The following is a 16369-nucleotide window of genomic DNA, read 5'->3' as shown; positions in this document are numbered from 1 at the left end:
TAAAGGTCTAAGAAAATGGCAACGCCAAGACTGAAAGAGAAATATTTAAATGAGGTAATGCCTCAGTTGAAAGACAAGTTCCAGTATAAGTCGGTTATGCAAGTACCGCGTCTGAGCAAAATTGTCATCAATAAAGGTATCGGAGCCGCCGTCGCTGATAAAAAATTAGTAGACGTAGGTGTTGACGAACTAACGCAGATCACCGGTCAGAAAGCCGTTGCGACCCTGTCGAAAAAGGCGGTCTCGAACTTCAAACTTCGGGAGAAAATGCCGATCGGTGCAAAAGTAACGTTGCGTGGTGAGCGGATGTATGAATTCCTTGACCGGTTGACAACGGTTTCGTTGCCCCGGGTTCGTGACTTCAAAGGCATCAACGATAAAGGGTTCGATGGTCGCGGTAACTATACCTTCGGCGTGCAGGAACAGATTATCTTCCCTGAAATCAGCATCGATAAAGTAGCCCGCATTTCGGGGATGGACATCACCTTCGTGACGACTGCCAACACCGATAACGAGAGCTACGAGCTGCTGAAAGCAATGGGTATGCCGTTTGCTAAAAGTGGTAAATAATAACCGACACAAAGGCTAAAACAATGGCAAAAGAATCAATCAAAGCACGGGAACGGAAACGCGAAGCGTTAGTTGCCAAGTATGCTGCCAAGCGTAAGGCGCTGAAAGAGGCTGGTGATTACATCGGTCTGGACAAGCTGCCTAAAAACGCATCGCCAGTTCGTCTGCACAATCGTTGCAAACTGACCGGTCGTCCTCGGGGTTATATGCGCAAATTTGGTATCTCTCGGGTAACGTTCCGTGAGATGGCATCGGCAGGTAAAATTCCAGGCGTAACTAAGGCAAGCTGGTAATTCCAGAATCCATTTCTATTTGTAATTCAGTTTCCGTAATTTTGCGAACTTTCCTGAAAAGCAGGGGTTTGCAAGTAACGCAACGCTAAGAATGAATACAGATCCAATAGCAGATTACCTGACACGAGTCAGAAACGCTATCCGGGCAAAGCACCGGGTTGTGGAAATTCCTGCTTCCAATATAAAGAAAGAAATTACCAAAGTATTGTACGATAAAGGCTACATCCAGAACTATAAGTTCGATGACAGCACGACACAAGGCACCATCAAAATTGCCCTGAAGTACAATCCAACAACGAAGCAATCCGCTATCGTTGACCTGCAACGCATCAGCCGCCCAGGTCTGCGTCAATACCGGGGAGCCGATAACCTGCCACGTATTCTGAATGGCCTGGGTGTTGCCATCCTTTCGACATCGAAAGGGGTAATGACCGACAAAGAGGCTAAAACGCTGAACGTCGGTGGAGAGGTATTATGTTACGTCTATTAATCCGAACTGAACGATGTCACGCATAGGTAAGAAACCCATCGCCCTGCCCAGCAACGTAACGTTGTCCGTCGACGCGCAAAACGTTGTAACGGTAAAAGGGCCTAAAGGCACCCTGACCCAATCGGTTGACCCGGACATTTCGGTAGCAGTCGAAGACGGGCAAATCCAAGTATCGCGCCCAACCGACCAGAAGCGTCATAAGGCGATGCACGGTCTGTACCGCTCGTTGGTCAACAACATGGTAACTGGCGTTAGCACTGGCTTCAAACTTGACCTTGAAATCATCGGGGTTGGTTATAAAGCAGCCGTTAACAATAACGTTCTTGAACTTCAACTGGGCTATTCGCACAATGTGTATGTAGCTGTTCCTACGGAGATCAAGGTATCAGCCGTCACAGAAAAAGGTCAGAACCCAAAAGTATATCTGGAAGGCTCAGACAAGCAACTGCTTGGCGATGTAGCAGCTAAAATTCGTTCGCTACGTAAAGTTGAGCCTTACAAAGGCAAAGGTATCCGCTTCATCGGTGAGCAAGTTCGTCGGAAAGCTGGTAAGACTTCGTCTAAGAAATAAGGTCATCCATTGTCATTGGTTGTCATTTGATTGCTATTCATTCTTTGTTTGGCTTTATCAGATGACAATAAATGGCGATCAAATGACAATTAATGACAATTAAACGCCTATTTGGTCGGAATCAAATAACATGGCAACGAATAAACAAGAAAGAAGACAGCGGATTAAGTTCGGTATTCGGGCTAAAGTATCGGGTACGGCAGAACGTCCTCGCCTGTCGGTGTTCCGCTCTAACAAAGCGATCTACGCACAATTGATCGATGATCTGGCAGGCCGGACACTGGCTTATGCGTCATCGGCTGAATTGAAAAGCGAAGCCGAAGGCAATACAATTGAAACGGCGAAGAAAGTAGGCCAGCGCCTGGCCGAGAAAGCAGTTGCTCAGAATATCAGCTCGGCTGTGTTCGACCGTAACGGCTACTTATATCACGGTAAAGTAAAAGCACTGGCCGATGCAGCCCGCGAGGGTGGCCTTAAGTTCTAAGCGATGAACATTAATTCAGCAAGACCGACAAAATTCAACGAAGCCGACCTGAAAGAAAAGGTTGTAGCCATCAACCGCGTAGCGAAGGTGGTAAAAGGTGGTCGCCGGTTCAGCTTCTCGGCGATTGTCGTCGTCGGCGACGGTAACGGTGTTGTTGGTTACGGATTGGGCAAGGCCAATGAAGTAACTGACGCAATTGCCAAAGGCGTAGAAGATGCGAAGAAAAACCTGGTTCAGGTTCCGCTTCTAAAGCGCACGGTTCCCCATGAAATGGAAGGTAAATTCAGTGGTGGCTTTGTCCTGCTGAAACCAGCCGCTCCTGGTACGGGCGTAATTGCCGGTGGTGCTATGCGTGCCGTTCTTGAATCGGCTGGTGTACACGACATTCTGGCTAAATCGAAAGGCTCGTCGAACCCACACAACGTAGTAAAAGCTACCTTGGATGCCCTGCTGAAAATGCGCCTGCCACATCAGGTAGCTTTCCAGCGTCAGGTAAGTTTGGCGAAAGTATTTAACGGTTAATTTAAAAGGAGCAACAGACATGGCACGAGTACGCATCACGCAGGTCAGCAGCACCATTAAGCGGCCGTTATCCCAGAAAAATGCGATCAAGTCCTTAGGCTTGGGCAAAATTAACCGCAGCATCGAACTGGAATATACCGACGCGCTGAAAGGTGCAATCAATAAGGTGCAGCACCTGGTAAAAATTGAAGAAATTTAAGTACCTTTGCGATTCTTTTGGTTTTCGGCCTGCTTTTTGTAACATAAAAGCGGTTACGAATAGCCAAAAGAATCACTTTTTACAAATAAACCAATGAATTTAAGCAACCTTACACCGGCAAAAGGTTCCGTCAGGGAGCGCAAGCGAGTCGGACGCGGTCAGGGATCAGGTATGGGTGGTACATCTACCCGTGGTCACAAAGGGGCGCAATCGCGTTCAGGGTACAGCCGTAAAACACACTTCGAAGGTGGCCAGATGCCCCTACAACGTCGTGTGCCTAAGTTCGGCTTCAAAAACATTAACCGCGTCGAATACAAACCCCTCAATCTGGATAGCATCCAGGCACTGGTTGATGAAACCAAGGCAACAGTTGTTGATCTGAACTTTTTGCTTCAGCATGGGCTGGTTAGCAAGAAAGATTTGGTTAAAGTACTGAGCCGTGGCGAACTGACAAGCGCTGTTGAAATCCATGCTCATGCGTTCTCGGCAAGTGCTAAAGAAGCGATTGAGAAAGCAGGGGGAAAGGCCATCGTGCCTGTTAAAGAAGCGAACGAGGAAGCAGCTAATTAAGTCGTAGCACGGCAACAGTCGACCTACTTTTATGAACCGACTCATCACCACGTTTAAAAATATTTTTGCAATTGACGAGTTGCGGAGTCGAATCCTCAACACGCTGTTGTTCATCACAGCGTTCCGTCTTGGCACGGCTATCGTACTGCCGGGTGTGAATCCCCAAAAACTGAATCTGAATCCGCAGGGTTTGCTCGGTTTGCTGGATACCTTCCTAGGTGGTGCTTTTAGTAAGGCGTCCATTTTTGCGCTCGGGATTATGCCGTATATCTCGGCTTCGATCGCGATTCAGCTTTTGACACTGGCTCTCCCCTACTTCCAGAAAATGCAGAAGGAAGGCGAATCAGGTCGGAAACGGCTAAATCAGATCACCCGGGTGCTTACAATTGGCGTAACCGCTGTTCAGGCTATTACGTATGTTCGTACAACGATCCCGGCAGAAGCTTTATTGATCGACCGCGGACTGTTCACCATCTCGTCCCTGTTTGTCCTGACCGCTGGTACTATTTTCTGTATGTGGCTGGGCGAACGGATTACGGATAAAGGTATTGGGAATGGTATTTCCATGATCATCATGATCGGGATCGTATCACGGCTTCCAGGTGCCATTATTGGTGAACAGCAATCGCGGGGTTCGGCTGGTATCCTGATCTTCGTACTGGAACTGGTAGCTCTGTACTTTGTTGTGATGGGCGCTGTTGTCTTGACACAGGCTGTTCGTCGGATTCCGATCCAATACGCTAAGCAGGTTATCGGAAATAAAGTGGTTGGCGGTCAACGTCAGTATCTGCCTCTAAAGCTGAATGCTGCCGGTGTAATGCCGATTATTTTCGCTCAGGCGCTGATGTTTATTCCGACGTATGTAGCTGGACTGTTTGCCGAGAAGAGTGATTTTGCAGCAAGTGTGCAAAACGCCTTCCAAAGCTATACGACCTGGCAATACAATGTGCTGTTCGGGCTGTTGATCATTATTTTCACGTTCTTCTACACAGCTATTTCCGTTAACCCAACGCAGATTGCTGACGACATGAAGCGGAGCGGTGGTTTTATCCCTGGTGTAAAACCAGGTATACAAACCTCAGACTATATAGGTACAGTACTTGACCGGATTACGCTTCCTGGCGCTGTTATGCTAGCAATCGTAGCCATTTTACCGGCTATTGCCAATTTACTGGGAATGACCAGTGGGTTCGCTCAGTTCTTCGGTGGCACATCGTTGTTAATCATGGTTGGCGTTGTGCTGGACACACTGCAACAAGTTGAAAGCTATTTGCTCATGCGTCGCTATGAGGGTTTGATGAAGTCAGGCCGGGTACAGGGACGGACCAACGAGACAGTAGCTGCTTAATTGAAATGGCTGGTTCTGACAAAAAGGACAAGATGATTTACATCAGAAGCGATGAAGAAATCGCTCTGATAAAAATCAGTGCACAGGTTCTGGGCAAAGCACACGCTGAAGTGGCAAAACTCATCCAACCTGGGGTTCAAACGAAGGAACTGGATAGGGTCGCAGAAACGTTTATTAGAGATAACGGTGGCATACCATCATTCTTAGGGTATAATAAGTTTCCGGCTTCGCTCTGTATTTCTGTCAATGATGTAGTCGTTCATGGCTTTCCAAGCCGTTACGAGCTTCGGGATGGCGATATTGTCTCTATCGACTGCGGTGTTAAGTTGAATGGCTACCATAGCGACAGCGCCTATACCTATCCTGTGGGTAATGTCAGCCCGGCTACTCGTCGGTTGTTGGCCCGCACCAAGGAATCGCTTTACATCGGTTTAGAGAAAGCGACTGAAGGAAATCGGGTAGGTGATATTGGCTATGCGATTCAGACGTACACAGAGAAGTTTGGCTATTCGGTTGTTCGGGAATTAGTAGGACATGGCGTTGGCCAAAACTTGCATGAAGCTCCTGAAGTTCCTAATTATGGTAAGCGTGGTCAGGGACCTAAACTGTATGAAGGCATGATCCTGGCCATTGAACCCATGATCAACTTCGGCAAAAAAGGTGTCGTGCAGGAACGTGATGGCTGGACGATTCGGACAGTTGACCGGAAGCCTTCTGCACACTTTGAGCATACAGTAGCTGTACGGAAAGGGAAACCCGAGATTCTGACAACCTTCGAATATATTGAGGCAGTCACCGCCAATACAAGCCTGATGATCGAAACAACCGAACTGATGGTAGCTTAAGCGAATATGGCAAAACAGAATTCTATAGAACAGGACGGCGTTATTTTGGAAGCCTTATCGAATGCGATGTTCCGAGTTGAATTGGCAAACAAGCATGAGGTAATTGCTCACATCTCTGGTAAAATGCGGATGAACTACATCAAAATTTTACCAGGCGATCGCGTAAAGTTGGAAATGTCGCCTTACGATTTGAGTAAGGCAAGGATAGTGTATCGGTACAAGTAATTTCGGATTTGGGATTTATGGTTTGGGATTTGCTTTTAGCGAAGTATAAATCCAGAATCCGGAATCTGAAATCATAATTGAAAAACCATGAAAGTTAAGGCATCTATCAAAAAGCGCAGCGAAGACTGCAAAGTGATCCGGCGGAAAGGGAAGCTGTACGTGATCAACAAAAAGAATCCCCGTTACAAACAAAGACAAGGATAAGAATGGCACGTATTGCAGGTGTTGATATTCCAGACAAGAAGCGTGGTGAGATCGCGCTGACATACATCTTCGGCATTGGTCGGAGCCGGGCAAAAAAAATCCTGACCGACGCAGGCATCAGCGTTGATAAAAAAGCCAGCGAATGGACGGATGCAGAAGCTAGCGCTGTCCGTAATGCCATTTCGAACGAGTACAAAGTAGAAGGTCAGTTGCGTTCGGAAGTTCAGTTGAGCATCAAGCGATTGATGGACATCGGCTGCTACCGGGGGCTGCGTCACCGGAAAGGTTTGCCCGTTCGTGGTCAGCATACGAAAAACAACTCCCGTACCCGGAAAGGAAAGCGGAAGACTGTTGCCAACAAGAAAAAAGTAACGAAATAATTAATTGGTCGCTCATCGTCATCCGGGCCATTTGGCGTCAATTCACTAGTGAATGGCAAGTAATGAACCCAATGACACATTGACGATTACCTACAAACAATGGCTCAAGCAAAACGCAAAGACAAAGCGAAAAAGCGGGTGGTAGTTGTTGAACCCGTTGGTCAGGTACACATCCGGGCTACGTTTAACAACATTATCATTTCATTAACAAACATGAACGGTCAGGTTATTTCCTGGTCGTCGGCGGGTAAAATGGGCTTCCGTGGCTCGAAAAAAAATACCCCCTATGCTGCTCAAATGGCCGCGCAGAACTGTGCCGCTGTTGCCCACGATCTGGGTATGCGCAAAGCAGAAGTGTTTGTAAAAGGACCAGGCTCAGGTCGTGAGTCGGCAATTCGCACAATTCAAAACTCGGGTATCGAAGTAACGACTATCCGGGACATTACCCCGCTGCCGCACAATGGGTGTCGGCCGCCAAAACGTCGTCGCGTATAATACGGATGACATGAATAGGGACAGGCGACATTCGGTTGTGTCTGTCCAATGTTTCACAATTATTCATTCATTGAAGAATGGCACGTTACATTGGGCCAAAAGCCAAAATTTCGCGCAAGTTCAACGAACCCGTAATGGGTCCGAGCAAAGCGCTCCAAAAGAAAAATTACGGACCGGGTATGCACGGTCGGGGTCGCAAACGGAAACAATCTGAATATGCGCTCCAATTAACTGAGAAGCAGAAAGTTAAATACACTTACGGTATTCTGGAGCGCCAGTTCCGGGCGCTGTTCCACCGCGCACAAGTTCGCGAGGGTATTACCGGTGAAAACCTGCTTAAATTATGCGAAGCCCGTCTGGATAACACAGTTTATCGGTTAGGTATCGCTTCATCACGCCGGGCTGCTCGCCAATTGGTAGCACACAAGCACATTATTGTCGATGGCGAAGTTGTTAACATTCCTTCTTACTCGCTGAAACCAGGTCAATTGATCGGTGTTCGTGAGAAATCGAAATCGCTGGAAGCAGTTACTGGCAGCTTAACAGCTCGGAATACAAAACGTTACAACTGGGTTGAATGGGATGCACAGCAAATGACGGGCAAGTTTATCAGCTACCCTGAGCGTGATCAAATTCCAGAAAACTTCAACGAGCAGGCCATCGTCGAATTGTATTCGAAGTAATAAATGGTTTTCAGTTTATGGTTTGTGGTTGGCTGCGCTAGTTCGTAATCCTACCGCAAACCTTAACCTGTAAAACTGATCCTATTTTAGTCTTCACGCCAGGCAGAGAACTGCTTTAAAATACGAAACGTATGTCCATATTAGCGTTCCAGATGCCCGACAAAGTCGTAGTGGAGAAAGCTGACGACTTTCACGGGGCGTTTGAATTCAAACCCCTTGAAAAAGGATACGGTGTAACCATCGGCAATGCGCTTCGTCGCATTCTGCTGTCATCGCTGGAAGGATACGCCATCACAAGCGTAAAATTCCCCGGTGTGTTACATGAGTTTTCTTCAATCGAGGGCGTTGTTGAAGATGTGACCGAAATCATCCTGAACCTCAAAATGGTTCGGTTTAAAAAGATTTCGGACATGGTTGACAACAAGATTACCGTAAACATTAAGAAACAGCCCGTTCTAAAAGCGGGTGATATATCAAAATTCTCGCCATCATTCGAAGTGCTGAATCCTGAACTGGAAATTTGCCACATCGATGATACGCGGGATTTTGAAATGGAAATTATCGTGGAAAAAGGCCGTGGATATGTTCCGGCCGACGAACCACGCGCCAATGAACTGCCATTTGGTCATATCCCGATCGATGCTATTTACACGCCTATTAAAAACGTGAAATATGGCGTTGATAACACCCGGGTTGAGCAAAAAACGGACTATGAACGTCTTCTGTTAGACATCGAAACGGATGGTTCGGTACACCCTGAAATTGCCTTGCAGGAAGCCGCAAAGATTCTGATTCAGCACTTCATGCTGTTCTCGGATCAGACCATGACATTCGAGACTGCCAAGCCGGAAGAAGAGAACGTAGTAGACGAAGAAGTTCTGCACATGCGGAAACTGCTGAAAACGTCGCTGGCCGACCTCGATCTGTCAGTACGTGCTTACAACTGCTTAAAGTCGGCAGATGTACGGACGCTGGGCGATCTGGTTCGGTTAGAAATTTCGGACATGATGAAGTTCCGCAACTTCGGGAAGAAGTCGCTTACGGAGCTGGAGCAGTTGGTGGCAGAGAAAAATTTGACATTCGGAATGGATGTCAGCAAATACAGATTAGACGAAGATTAAAACCTAAGGAAAAGGGAAAAAAGGAAAAGGGAAAAGGAGCAAAGCTCTTCCCTTCTCCCTCCTCCCTTCTCCCTTCTCCAAGAAAATGAGACACGGTAAGAAAGATAATCACTTAGGCCGGACACATTCGCACCGCGAAGCGCTGTTGCAAAATCTGGCGACATCGCTGATTATGCACAAGCGTATTGAGACGACGGTTGCAAAAGCGAAAGAACTCCGCAAATTCGTAGAGCCTATTCTAACACGGGCGAAAGACGATACATACCAAAATCGTCGGGTGGTATTCCAAACGCTCCACAATAAAGAGACCATCAAAGAATTATTCGGTGCAGTAGCCGATAAAATCGCCAGTCGTCCTGGTGGTTATACCCGGATCATTAAACTGGGCAATCGTCTGGGCGATAATGCCGATACCTGCCTGATCGAACTGGTTGACTTCAACGAACTGCTGGTTGCTGCTGCTGCTGAGAAAACGGCTGCTACAGCCAAAACTCGTCGGAGCCGTCGGAGTGGTGGAGCGCGTCAAACGGCTTCTACTACAGATGCGGCTGCTGAAGTAGAAGCAACTCCAACAACGGAAGCTCCTGCAGAAGAAGCCCCAGTAGCAGAAACGACTTCGCCTGTCGTTGATGAAACGCCTGCTTCGTCAAACGAAGAGGAGACTTCGGCTCCAGCCGACGAGTCATCTGAAAAGGCATAAGATTGTAGCATACGTTCGTAGTTACTATCTTTGTGTCAGATTTTGTATTAACTAGTGTTTCTACAAAACAATTGGAAACAAAGCAACGGAGTGACTACACAACATGGCATATTGAAATGGGTTAACCGCAACGGTTAGCCCTTTTTTTTAATATTTCAAGCTCAAACGCATACATGAAACATACGAAGCAACCGGAAGCATTGTTGGTTTTACAGGATGGAAGTGTATATCGCGGCCTGGCGCTGGGTAAAATCGGGACAGCCGCTGGCGAAATCTGCTTCAATACCGGCATGACCGGCTACCAGGAGATTTATACAGACCCCTCCTATTATGGTCAGGTGATTATCAATACCACCTCACATATTGGCAATTATGGTGTGCTGAATAATGCCGAACAAGAGTCGAACGGCGTGAAAATACGGGGAATGGTTTGCAACTTTTTCTCAAATATTCACTCACGTTATACGGCTGATGGGTCATTACAGGAATACTTCGAACGGGCTAATATTGTCGGAATTCATGGCGTAGATACTCGTCAGTTGGTACGCTACATCCGTTCAAAAGGGGTGATGAACTGCATTATTTCTTCTGAAATTTTAGATCCGGCAGTTCTGCTGGCCGAACTCCAGAAAGTCCCTGATATGGCCGGTCTGGAACTATCGTCGGAAGTATGCACGCAGGAAGCGTATGAGCAGGGCGACCCAGAAGCGAAACTCAGAGTTGCGGTATTGGATCTAGGTGTAAAGCGGAGCATTATCAGCAATTTCAACGAACGAGGTGTATTCTGCAAGGTATTTCCGGCTCGTACTGCACACGAAGAATTAGCGGCCTGGAAGCCCAATGGCTATTTCATTGCCAATGGACCTGGCGACCCAGCTGCTATGCCCTATGCTGTTGAGACGGTAAAACAGGCCCTGGAAACCGATAAACCGTTATTCGGTATTTGCCTGGGGCATCAGATTTTATCGCTGGCCAGTGGCATTTCTACCTATAAAATGCACAACGGTCACCGGGGATTAAATCATCCTGTCAAAAACCTGATTACAGGCCATTGTGAGGTTACGTCTCAAAACCACGGCTTTGCGGTGAAAGCGGAGGAAGTTATGGATATGAACAATGTCGAATTGACGCATATCAACCTGAACGATAAAACTATTGAAGGTATCCGTCGGAAAGACAAACCAGCGTTTTCGGTGCAATACCACCCCGAATCATCGCCCGGCCCGCACGATTCACGGTACCTGTTCGATCAGTTTGTACGAATGATGAATGAATAACGAATGAAAAGCCTGGGGTAACTCAGGCTTTTTTAGTTTACTTTTCGCCAATACTCCCGGCTCCAGACGCGCTGAAATGGCCATTTACGGGTGGCCAATGAGATGGGCAGGTAGGCATGAGCCTGCTTCGTTGTCTGTTGGTAATAGACATCGTCGTCGGTAAGGATCAATGATTCGTAGGCATCATCAGCTTTAACAGTCAAATCGGCAAAGGGTAGTTCAGGACGCCAGTTGGGGTATTCGACAGCTAGCCTGGTTTTTAATAATGAACCCGAAGGCAACGGTTGTTCAGGCTGTGGTGTTGGTTTAAATTGTTCCTGAGCCACGTTCAGCGCATAGCCTAAATAAGCCTTGAGCAATTTTGGCCCTTCATTGGCGGTATCGGTCACGTTTAACTGATCGGGCCATAAACTTGTAACCACGTACACCCGCTCCCGCGCCCGCGTAACAGCTACATTCAATCGATTTTCACCGCCACGGGCATTCAGACTACCAAAATTGGAGGAGACCCGACCGCGTTCATCTGGTGCGTAGCCAATAGAGAAAATGATGATGTCGCGTTCGTCGCCCTGTACGTTCTCAATGTTTTTGACAAATAGATGTGATGCGGTGGTAGAAAGTAACGCGGACATCTTGTCCGCACTCTTATTTTGTGCGGACAAGATGTCTACGTTACTAGCACTTTCCAGCATATCCTGAATCAATTGTTGTTGTGGATAATTGAACGTGACAACACCAATTGAACGACCGGGCATTTCAGCACTTAATTGATCCAGGAGTTGTACGACCGCTTCAGCTTCAACCGGATTGGTACTCTGCTGCCAAATGCCTTTGACATTCAGGTATCGGATGGCAGGTTTATGTTGGTTAACCTCATCGAAATGGGGAAGTAACGAGAGCTTGTTTCCATAAAAATGCTCATTGGAGAAGCTGATCAAATCGAGCGAACGACTCCGGTAATGCTCCGTTAAAGATACTTGTGGCAGTTGCTGAGCGGCTAATTCGAGCAGCGACTCTACTTCAAGAGCCGCTGGAACCTCATCTTCCTGGTCATTTTCATCCAGACGAGTTCGGTACAGGTCGCTGGGACGAAGTTGCTGGTTATCGCCCGTTACCACCACCTGCTTTCCACGCACAATGGCCGGAATCCCATTTTCGGAAAAACATTGCGACGCTTCATCAAAAATGACCAGATCAAACAAGTCCTCACGAAGCGGAAACATAGCGGATACCGATTCAGGTGAAGCCAGCCAGCAGGGTACCAGTTTAAACACTTCATCGGCATAGGAATCCATCAGTTTACGAACCGGCCATACGTTTCGTTTTTTGGTCGTCTGATGGAGTAAATCGCGGTAGGTTACTACGCTATTCAGCCGGTTGAACGTCAGATTGCGGTAGGTTTGTTCACGAAGTTTTAGCAGCAAAATATCGCGGCTGAGGGTTTGTTTCTGCTGAATACTCGCTTGCAACGTCTGCTCCCACTGCGCCATTTTAAGCGACGAAACACTGCGGAGTTCAGGATATAGACCTTCCAGATGATCAAGCCAGGCCCGGCGCAAACTTGTGTCGAATTGCGGCACCCATTCGGTCGGCTCCAATAGTTTCAGCCGCTCAACAACAAGTCGTTCAACTTCTGAAAAACCTTCTTTCAACCGATCGGCCTCAACCAGCAAATCAAAATCGCTCCGGAGAGATTGCCGGAGAGCGGTAGCGAATGAATCGTCCTGCCAGATTCGTTCGAGTTGATCGGCGTTCAGATAAGCCGATGAGGCTGTCCGTTGCTCGTCTATGGCTGTTGACAGTGTAATAATTTGCTTCACAACAGCCGTAAATCGGTCATGCGTTTGCCAGACCGATCCGGATAGTTGCCGGAGCGGCTCAATCGCACTCAATCGGTCAACTATATGCTGTGCCCGTCGCAGAAGACGCAGGCTCTCTGACGCTTCGGGCAATGATAAACCCGCCAGCACCGTACTAGCTTCATGACGCGTCGCTTCTAACCGTATACGTCGATCAACTTTTTCCGTTAAGGTTTGCAAAGCAGCTTCCGACAAATCCAGCGAATTAGCCGAAGCCACCAGTTGCAATTGTGTTTTACCCGCGTTTGTCAACTGCCACCATTGCCAGCTCACCCACGACGCCCGAGCCGTGCTGGCTTCGGCCAGTACCGTTCGGAAGGCCCGCAAATCCGGTGTTGGTATCGATAACTCCGGCCCCGGACTTTCCAGCGTTTCGTCCCAGGCCCTGGCCAATTGCTCCAGTTTCGCTTCGTCGACGGCTAAAGCCAGATGATTGGGAATTTGCCGCAATTGCTTACTTACTGCCCAAAGCTGCGCAGCATCGGACGGATCAAGCAGCGCAAGTAGGGCAGTCAGCTCCCAATCGTGCGCCAGCCAGTCTGCCAATTGAGCAAGCGTGAGTGGCTGACCTATCAATTGTGTCGTTTGCTGATTAACCGTCTCACGTAATTGCGCCCAACGCACAATCGTTTGGTCCGTTTTGCCTAAGTCTGGATTGGTAAACGACGCAAAACTCACGCGCTCCCTCCACGGATGTTCAGCACCTAAACGCTGCTCGTAAGCCGAATAATCGGTAAGCCGACGGATAAAGTTATCCACATTAGTCATGTGGAATTGTGGATAAATATCATCCAGCTCTACGGTAAGTGTTTCCGAATCGGTAGTCAGGTATAATTCTTTCGCCGAGACTCCGCATTCACTTATGTCAAAAAGGGCTTTTTTGAAGGCTTCCAGTTCGGCGACTGTTTCATCAATCCGTCGACTTTCTACCTCAAAATCCCGCTCCAGCAACACTGCATTCAGGCTATTATTCTGTTGTCGGTAGTCGTCGATCCGATTGATCTGCTCAGCAATCTGTGCATATAAGGCTCGCCGATCATCCTGAAAATCGTGGATCAGGGCCAAAAACGGCTCCATACCCACCTGACGCAATCGCTCCTGCACCACATCGAGCGCAGCCCGTTTCTGACAAACCAGCAACACACGCTTACCTGATGCAGCTGCATCGGCCATCAGATTAGCAATCAGTTGTGATTTTCCAGTACCCGGTGGGCCCTGCACCACCAATCCCTGTCCCGCTTTCACCGCCCGCAAAGCAGCTTCCTGCGACGCATCCATAGGCAGGGGTGTGTGGATGGTTTTTTCTAGCAGGGAGCGGGGGGCAGGGAGCAAGGAGCCGGAATGTGGAATTGAAGACAAAGGTGAGATGATTTCTTCGTTTACGTCCTCCCCTCCTTGCTCCTCGCCCCCTGCTCCCTGCTTCTCAATCAATTCATCATAATCCGGTACCAGAAATGAGCCTGCCTGGGGGAAAATGCCTAGCACCGCTTCCGGAAAGAGCTTTAACTCGCCCGTTCGTTCGAGCTGCGTTAAATCTTTACCGGATTGTTTGTTGAAAAAATGAAGTGAATTGGTGAATAGCTCCTGATTGAAATTGATTTCGAGCGGGGTCGTTTTGAGCCATTCATAGAGCTGTGTTCGGAACACTAGCGGGTCACGATCAAAGTCATCAAACGTTTTTTCGACAACCTCATCGGGTACTTTCACCTGATTAAACTGCCCGTATGCCAACGCCAGCGTCGGATTCAGGAACGCCAGTTCGTCGCCCCGGCGGGTCAGCTTCCAGAATTTACCCTGCTGCTCAATCTGTACCGGAAAAAACAGCAGTGGTCCATGAATGACAGTGTCGTCCAGAAATTTACCCTTGACGAACGGCCAGCCAACGTATAAATCTTCCGTTCCGCGCTCTTCCTCAATAAAACGGGCCGTCCGGTCGATTCGGCGAAGTTTTCGACTTACTTCATTGCTCCGTTCTTGGCGAGGGTCCAGTACTTCACAAAGCGCGACGGAAGGCTTCCGGCCAATCAGATCAGTAATTATGGAAAAAGCAGGTTTATTCAGCAGAAAATCCGTTTCCTGCAAATCCAGAAACTGCCCGGCAGGCAAACTAGTCAGCAACAACGACCGGTTACGGCTACTTAGGTTGGTTAAACGTCGGCGAAACGTGCGGAGAACGGTTTGAGACGGGATATTCACTGTAGGTTATGACAGGATTTACAAGATTATCAGGATTATAACGCGCTGCAAGGTAAAAAATCCTGTTCATCCTGTAAATGCTGTTAACTAACCCGGCTCAAAGGCCGATAAGCCATTTTCGTAGATGTCGCTGTTTTAACAGATGATTTTGTGTTTTTCGGCTTTTTCTTTCGACGGCCCCACCAGATCACAAAGCCCGATATAGGCAAACTGGCGCATACCAGACTGGCACAAAACGCCAGAATTTTGCCAGGCAGGCTCAGAATCGCTCCCGTATGAATATCGTAATTCATCCGACGGAGTTTATCGCCAAATCCAGCTTTCGCATAAGTGCCGGAGTAAGGGCCACCTATATCTACAGGCTTAAGAGTTCGCTGGTCGAAGGTGTAGTAATCCAGCTTGTAATACGTGCCTGGTACATAATTGACGTACGCGAAAATCGATTCTGACGCTTTTTCAGGACAGGATATATAGATTCCAGCAGTGACGGGTTTACGAACGGATAAGCGCTGCCAGACAGCATCGAGCGGTGAGTTGGAAAGTTGGGCAGCCGTCGTGTCAGATAAAGGAATTTGAAATTCCGGTAAGGTTTTTCCGCCTGTCGTTGCCCAGTAAACAGACTTCGAAAACCATTGTAGACCAAAAACAAGCCCCGTCAGCGCTAGAATCAACGAGAATATAAGCGCATAAAAACCCGGCACATTATGTAGATCATAATTGACGCGTCGCCATTGCGCTCTCCACTTAACGGTAAAGCTTTTTTGCCGATTGGTTTTATTCAGGTTTTTAGGCCACCAAAGCACCAGACCCGTAATCAACAAAATCGTAAAAATGAGTGTGCCATACGCAACAACCGGCTGCCCTATGGATTCGGGTAACCAGAGATAATAATGACCGTGCAGAATAAAGTGAAAAAAGTCGGTTTCTTCATCCCTTATATGGAGTAACTCGCCGGTATAGGGATTCAAATACACCTGATAGAAGTAGTCAGGAGCAGCTCCATAGAACGAGACTACGGCACTTCGCCCGATTCCCCCATACGTAACGGCTTTAGCTAGTTTACCGTTAATTTCTTTCTCGGCGATGGCTTTTAATTGAGAAGGTGGTAAAGTCGTTCGATTGGCGACCGTCTCCACAAATTGATAAGGCCGCAGAACTGTCTTGATTTCCTGTTCAAAGGCCAGAATACAGCCTGTTATTGCCACGACAAACACCAATAGCCCCGACGATAGTCCGAGCCATAGGTGCAGTTTACCAACCCATTTTTTTACCGTCATGATCGGTTTATCCGTTAATGTTCAGTTTATTACTTTTAAGCCATCGGCGGTAAAAGCCCC

At 47.9% G+C, this 16369-nt stretch carries 20 protein-coding genes; 18 read left to right on the top strand and 2 right to left on the bottom strand.

Translation table 11 applies throughout. From position 1 onward, the window contains the following. The first annotated feature begins 15 nt into the window (after positions 1 to 15). From rplE to carA, 18 genes are all read left to right on the top strand, one after another. Positions 16 to 570 carry a 50S ribosomal protein L5 gene (gene rplE / locus ACYVFD_RS23315; RefSeq protein ID WP_461092911.1) on the top strand — a complete coding sequence of 185 codons (555 nt, stop codon included), beginning with the start codon at positions 16 to 18 and terminating at the stop codon, positions 568 to 570. Positions 571 to 593: 23 nt separating this feature from the next. Continuing rightward, a complete protein-coding gene (gene rpsN, locus ACYVFD_RS23310) occupies positions 594 to 863 on the top strand; it encodes a 30S ribosomal protein S14 (RefSeq protein ID WP_020600943.1) in 270 nt (89 codons plus the stop codon). Positions 864 to 954: 91 nt separating this feature from the next. Beyond that, a complete protein-coding gene (gene rpsH, locus ACYVFD_RS23305) occupies positions 955 to 1353 on the top strand; it encodes a 30S ribosomal protein S8 (protein WP_461092910.1) in 399 nt (132 codons plus the stop codon). Between the two features lie 13 nt (positions 1354 to 1366). Beyond that, positions 1367 to 1924, top strand: a complete 558-nt coding sequence (gene rplF / locus ACYVFD_RS23300; protein WP_461092909.1) for a 50S ribosomal protein L6 — start codon at positions 1367 to 1369, stop codon at positions 1922 to 1924. A gap of 130 nt (positions 1925 to 2054) precedes the next feature. Next, complete coding sequence (rplR, locus tag ACYVFD_RS23295; protein ID WP_461092908.1) at positions 2055 to 2408, top strand: 50S ribosomal protein L18; 354 nt, start codon at positions 2055 to 2057, stop codon at positions 2406 to 2408. A 3-nt stretch (positions 2409 to 2411) separates the two neighbouring features. After that, complete coding sequence (rpsE, locus tag ACYVFD_RS23290; protein ID WP_405517045.1) at positions 2412 to 2930, top strand: 30S ribosomal protein S5; 519 nt, start codon at positions 2412 to 2414, stop codon at positions 2928 to 2930. 19 nt (positions 2931 to 2949) lie between these two features. After that, a complete protein-coding gene (rpmD, locus tag ACYVFD_RS23285; protein ID WP_461092907.1) occupies positions 2950 to 3129 on the top strand; it encodes a 50S ribosomal protein L30 in 180 nt (59 codons plus the stop codon). A gap of 93 nt (positions 3130 to 3222) precedes the next feature. Continuing rightward, on the top strand, positions 3223 to 3699 hold the full coding sequence (gene rplO, locus ACYVFD_RS23280; protein ID WP_461092906.1) for a 50S ribosomal protein L15: 477 nt from the start codon (positions 3223 to 3225) through the stop codon (positions 3697 to 3699). A 31-nt stretch (positions 3700 to 3730) separates the two neighbouring features. Beyond that, positions 3731 to 5047, top strand: coding sequence for a preprotein translocase subunit SecY (gene secY / locus ACYVFD_RS23275; RefSeq protein WP_461092905.1), 1317 nt, complete (start codon positions 3731 to 3733; stop codon positions 5045 to 5047). A 32-nt stretch (positions 5048 to 5079) separates the two neighbouring features. Further along, positions 5080 to 5892 (top strand): type I methionyl aminopeptidase, encoded by an 813-nt coding sequence (gene map / locus ACYVFD_RS23270; protein ID WP_461092904.1) that lies wholly within the window; start codon positions 5080 to 5082, stop codon positions 5890 to 5892. Positions 5893 to 5898: 6 nt separating this feature from the next. Continuing rightward, positions 5899 to 6117, top strand: a complete 219-nt coding sequence (gene infA, locus ACYVFD_RS23265) for a translation initiation factor IF-1 (RefSeq protein ID WP_009284801.1) — start codon at positions 5899 to 5901, stop codon at positions 6115 to 6117. A gap of 87 nt (positions 6118 to 6204) precedes the next feature. Next, positions 6205 to 6321, top strand: coding sequence for a type B 50S ribosomal protein L36 (ykgO, locus tag ACYVFD_RS23260; protein WP_018618719.1), 117 nt, complete (start codon positions 6205 to 6207; stop codon positions 6319 to 6321). 2 nt (positions 6322 to 6323) lie between these two features. After that, the gene (gene rpsM / locus ACYVFD_RS23255) at positions 6324 to 6701 is read left to right on the top strand and encodes a 30S ribosomal protein S13 (RefSeq protein WP_020600934.1); all 378 of its coding nucleotides are present in this window, start codon (positions 6324 to 6326) and stop codon (positions 6699 to 6701) included. 99 nt (positions 6702 to 6800) lie between these two features. Continuing rightward, positions 6801 to 7196 (top strand): 30S ribosomal protein S11, encoded by a 396-nt coding sequence (rpsK, locus tag ACYVFD_RS23250; protein WP_020600933.1) that lies wholly within the window; start codon positions 6801 to 6803, stop codon positions 7194 to 7196. Between the two features lie 77 nt (positions 7197 to 7273). After that, positions 7274 to 7879: a 30S ribosomal protein S4 gene (gene rpsD, locus ACYVFD_RS23245; protein WP_461092903.1), complete on the top strand. Its 606-nt coding sequence runs from the start codon at positions 7274 to 7276 to the stop codon at positions 7877 to 7879. Positions 7880 to 8010: 131 nt separating this feature from the next. After that, positions 8011 to 9000: a DNA-directed RNA polymerase subunit alpha gene (locus ACYVFD_RS23240; protein WP_026262621.1), complete on the top strand. Its 990-nt coding sequence runs from the start codon at positions 8011 to 8013 to the stop codon at positions 8998 to 9000. Positions 9001 to 9085: 85 nt separating this feature from the next. Beyond that, a complete protein-coding gene (rplQ, locus tag ACYVFD_RS23235) occupies positions 9086 to 9700 on the top strand; it encodes a 50S ribosomal protein L17 (protein WP_461092902.1) in 615 nt (204 codons plus the stop codon). A gap of 173 nt (positions 9701 to 9873) precedes the next feature. Continuing rightward, the gene (gene carA, locus ACYVFD_RS23230; RefSeq protein WP_461092901.1) at positions 9874 to 10977 is read left to right on the top strand and encodes a glutamine-hydrolyzing carbamoyl-phosphate synthase small subunit; all 1104 of its coding nucleotides are present in this window, start codon (positions 9874 to 9876) and stop codon (positions 10975 to 10977) included. A gap of 32 nt (positions 10978 to 11009) precedes the next feature. Here carA and ACYVFD_RS23225 read toward each other — a convergent pair whose 3' ends face one another. Further along, positions 11010 to 15032: an AAA domain-containing protein gene (locus ACYVFD_RS23225; protein WP_461092900.1), complete on the bottom strand. Its 4023-nt coding sequence runs from the start codon at positions 15030 to 15032 to the stop codon at positions 11010 to 11012. Positions 15033 to 15115: 83 nt separating this feature from the next. After that, positions 15116 to 16309 (bottom strand): PepSY-associated TM helix domain-containing protein, encoded by a 1194-nt coding sequence (locus ACYVFD_RS23220; protein WP_461092899.1) that lies wholly within the window; start codon positions 16307 to 16309, stop codon positions 15116 to 15118. Between the last annotated feature and the right edge of the window lie 60 nt (positions 16310 to 16369).

Source organism: Spirosoma gilvum, assembly GCF_054776815.1.
The sequence above is the reverse complement of the archived record's forward strand: the minus strand, read 5'-3'. Positions and strand labels throughout refer to the sequence as shown.

Coding starts and splice junctions, on each gene's coding strand:
- rpsK (WP_020600933.1), top strand. CDS start 6,801: ATGGCTCAAGCAAAACGCAAAGACAAAGCGAAAAAGCGGGTGGTAGTT.
- rplF (WP_461092909.1), top strand. CDS start 1,367: ATGTCACGCATAGGTAAGAAACCCATCGCCCTGCCCAGCAACGTAACG.
- map (WP_461092904.1), top strand. CDS start 5,080: ATGATTTACATCAGAAGCGATGAAGAAATCGCTCTGATAAAAATCAGT.
- rpmD (WP_461092907.1), top strand. CDS start 2,950: ATGGCACGAGTACGCATCACGCAGGTCAGCAGCACCATTAAGCGGCCG.
- ACYVFD_RS23240 (WP_026262621.1), top strand. CDS start 8,011: ATGTCCATATTAGCGTTCCAGATGCCCGACAAAGTCGTAGTGGAGAAA.
- secY (WP_461092905.1), top strand. CDS start 3,731: ATGAACCGACTCATCACCACGTTTAAAAATATTTTTGCAATTGACGAG.
- rplR (WP_461092908.1), top strand. CDS start 2,055: ATGGCAACGAATAAACAAGAAAGAAGACAGCGGATTAAGTTCGGTATT.
- rplE (WP_461092911.1), top strand. CDS start 16: ATGGCAACGCCAAGACTGAAAGAGAAATATTTAAATGAGGTAATGCCT.
- carA (WP_461092901.1), top strand. CDS start 9,874: ATGAAACATACGAAGCAACCGGAAGCATTGTTGGTTTTACAGGATGGA.
- infA (WP_009284801.1), top strand. CDS start 5,899: ATGGCAAAACAGAATTCTATAGAACAGGACGGCGTTATTTTGGAAGCC.
- rpsE (WP_405517045.1), top strand. CDS start 2,412: ATGAACATTAATTCAGCAAGACCGACAAAATTCAACGAAGCCGACCTG.
- ykgO (WP_018618719.1), top strand. CDS start 6,205: ATGAAAGTTAAGGCATCTATCAAAAAGCGCAGCGAAGACTGCAAAGTG.
- rplO (WP_461092906.1), top strand. CDS start 3,223: ATGAATTTAAGCAACCTTACACCGGCAAAAGGTTCCGTCAGGGAGCGC.
- rpsD (WP_461092903.1), top strand. CDS start 7,274: ATGGCACGTTACATTGGGCCAAAAGCCAAAATTTCGCGCAAGTTCAAC.
- rplQ (WP_461092902.1), top strand. CDS start 9,086: ATGAGACACGGTAAGAAAGATAATCACTTAGGCCGGACACATTCGCAC.
- ACYVFD_RS23220 (WP_461092899.1), bottom strand. CDS start 16,309: ATGACGGTAAAAAAATGGGTTGGTAAACTGCACCTATGGCTCGGACTA.
- rpsN (WP_020600943.1), top strand. CDS start 594: ATGGCAAAAGAATCAATCAAAGCACGGGAACGGAAACGCGAAGCGTTA.
- rpsM (WP_020600934.1), top strand. CDS start 6,324: ATGGCACGTATTGCAGGTGTTGATATTCCAGACAAGAAGCGTGGTGAG.
- rpsH (WP_461092910.1), top strand. CDS start 955: ATGAATACAGATCCAATAGCAGATTACCTGACACGAGTCAGAAACGCT.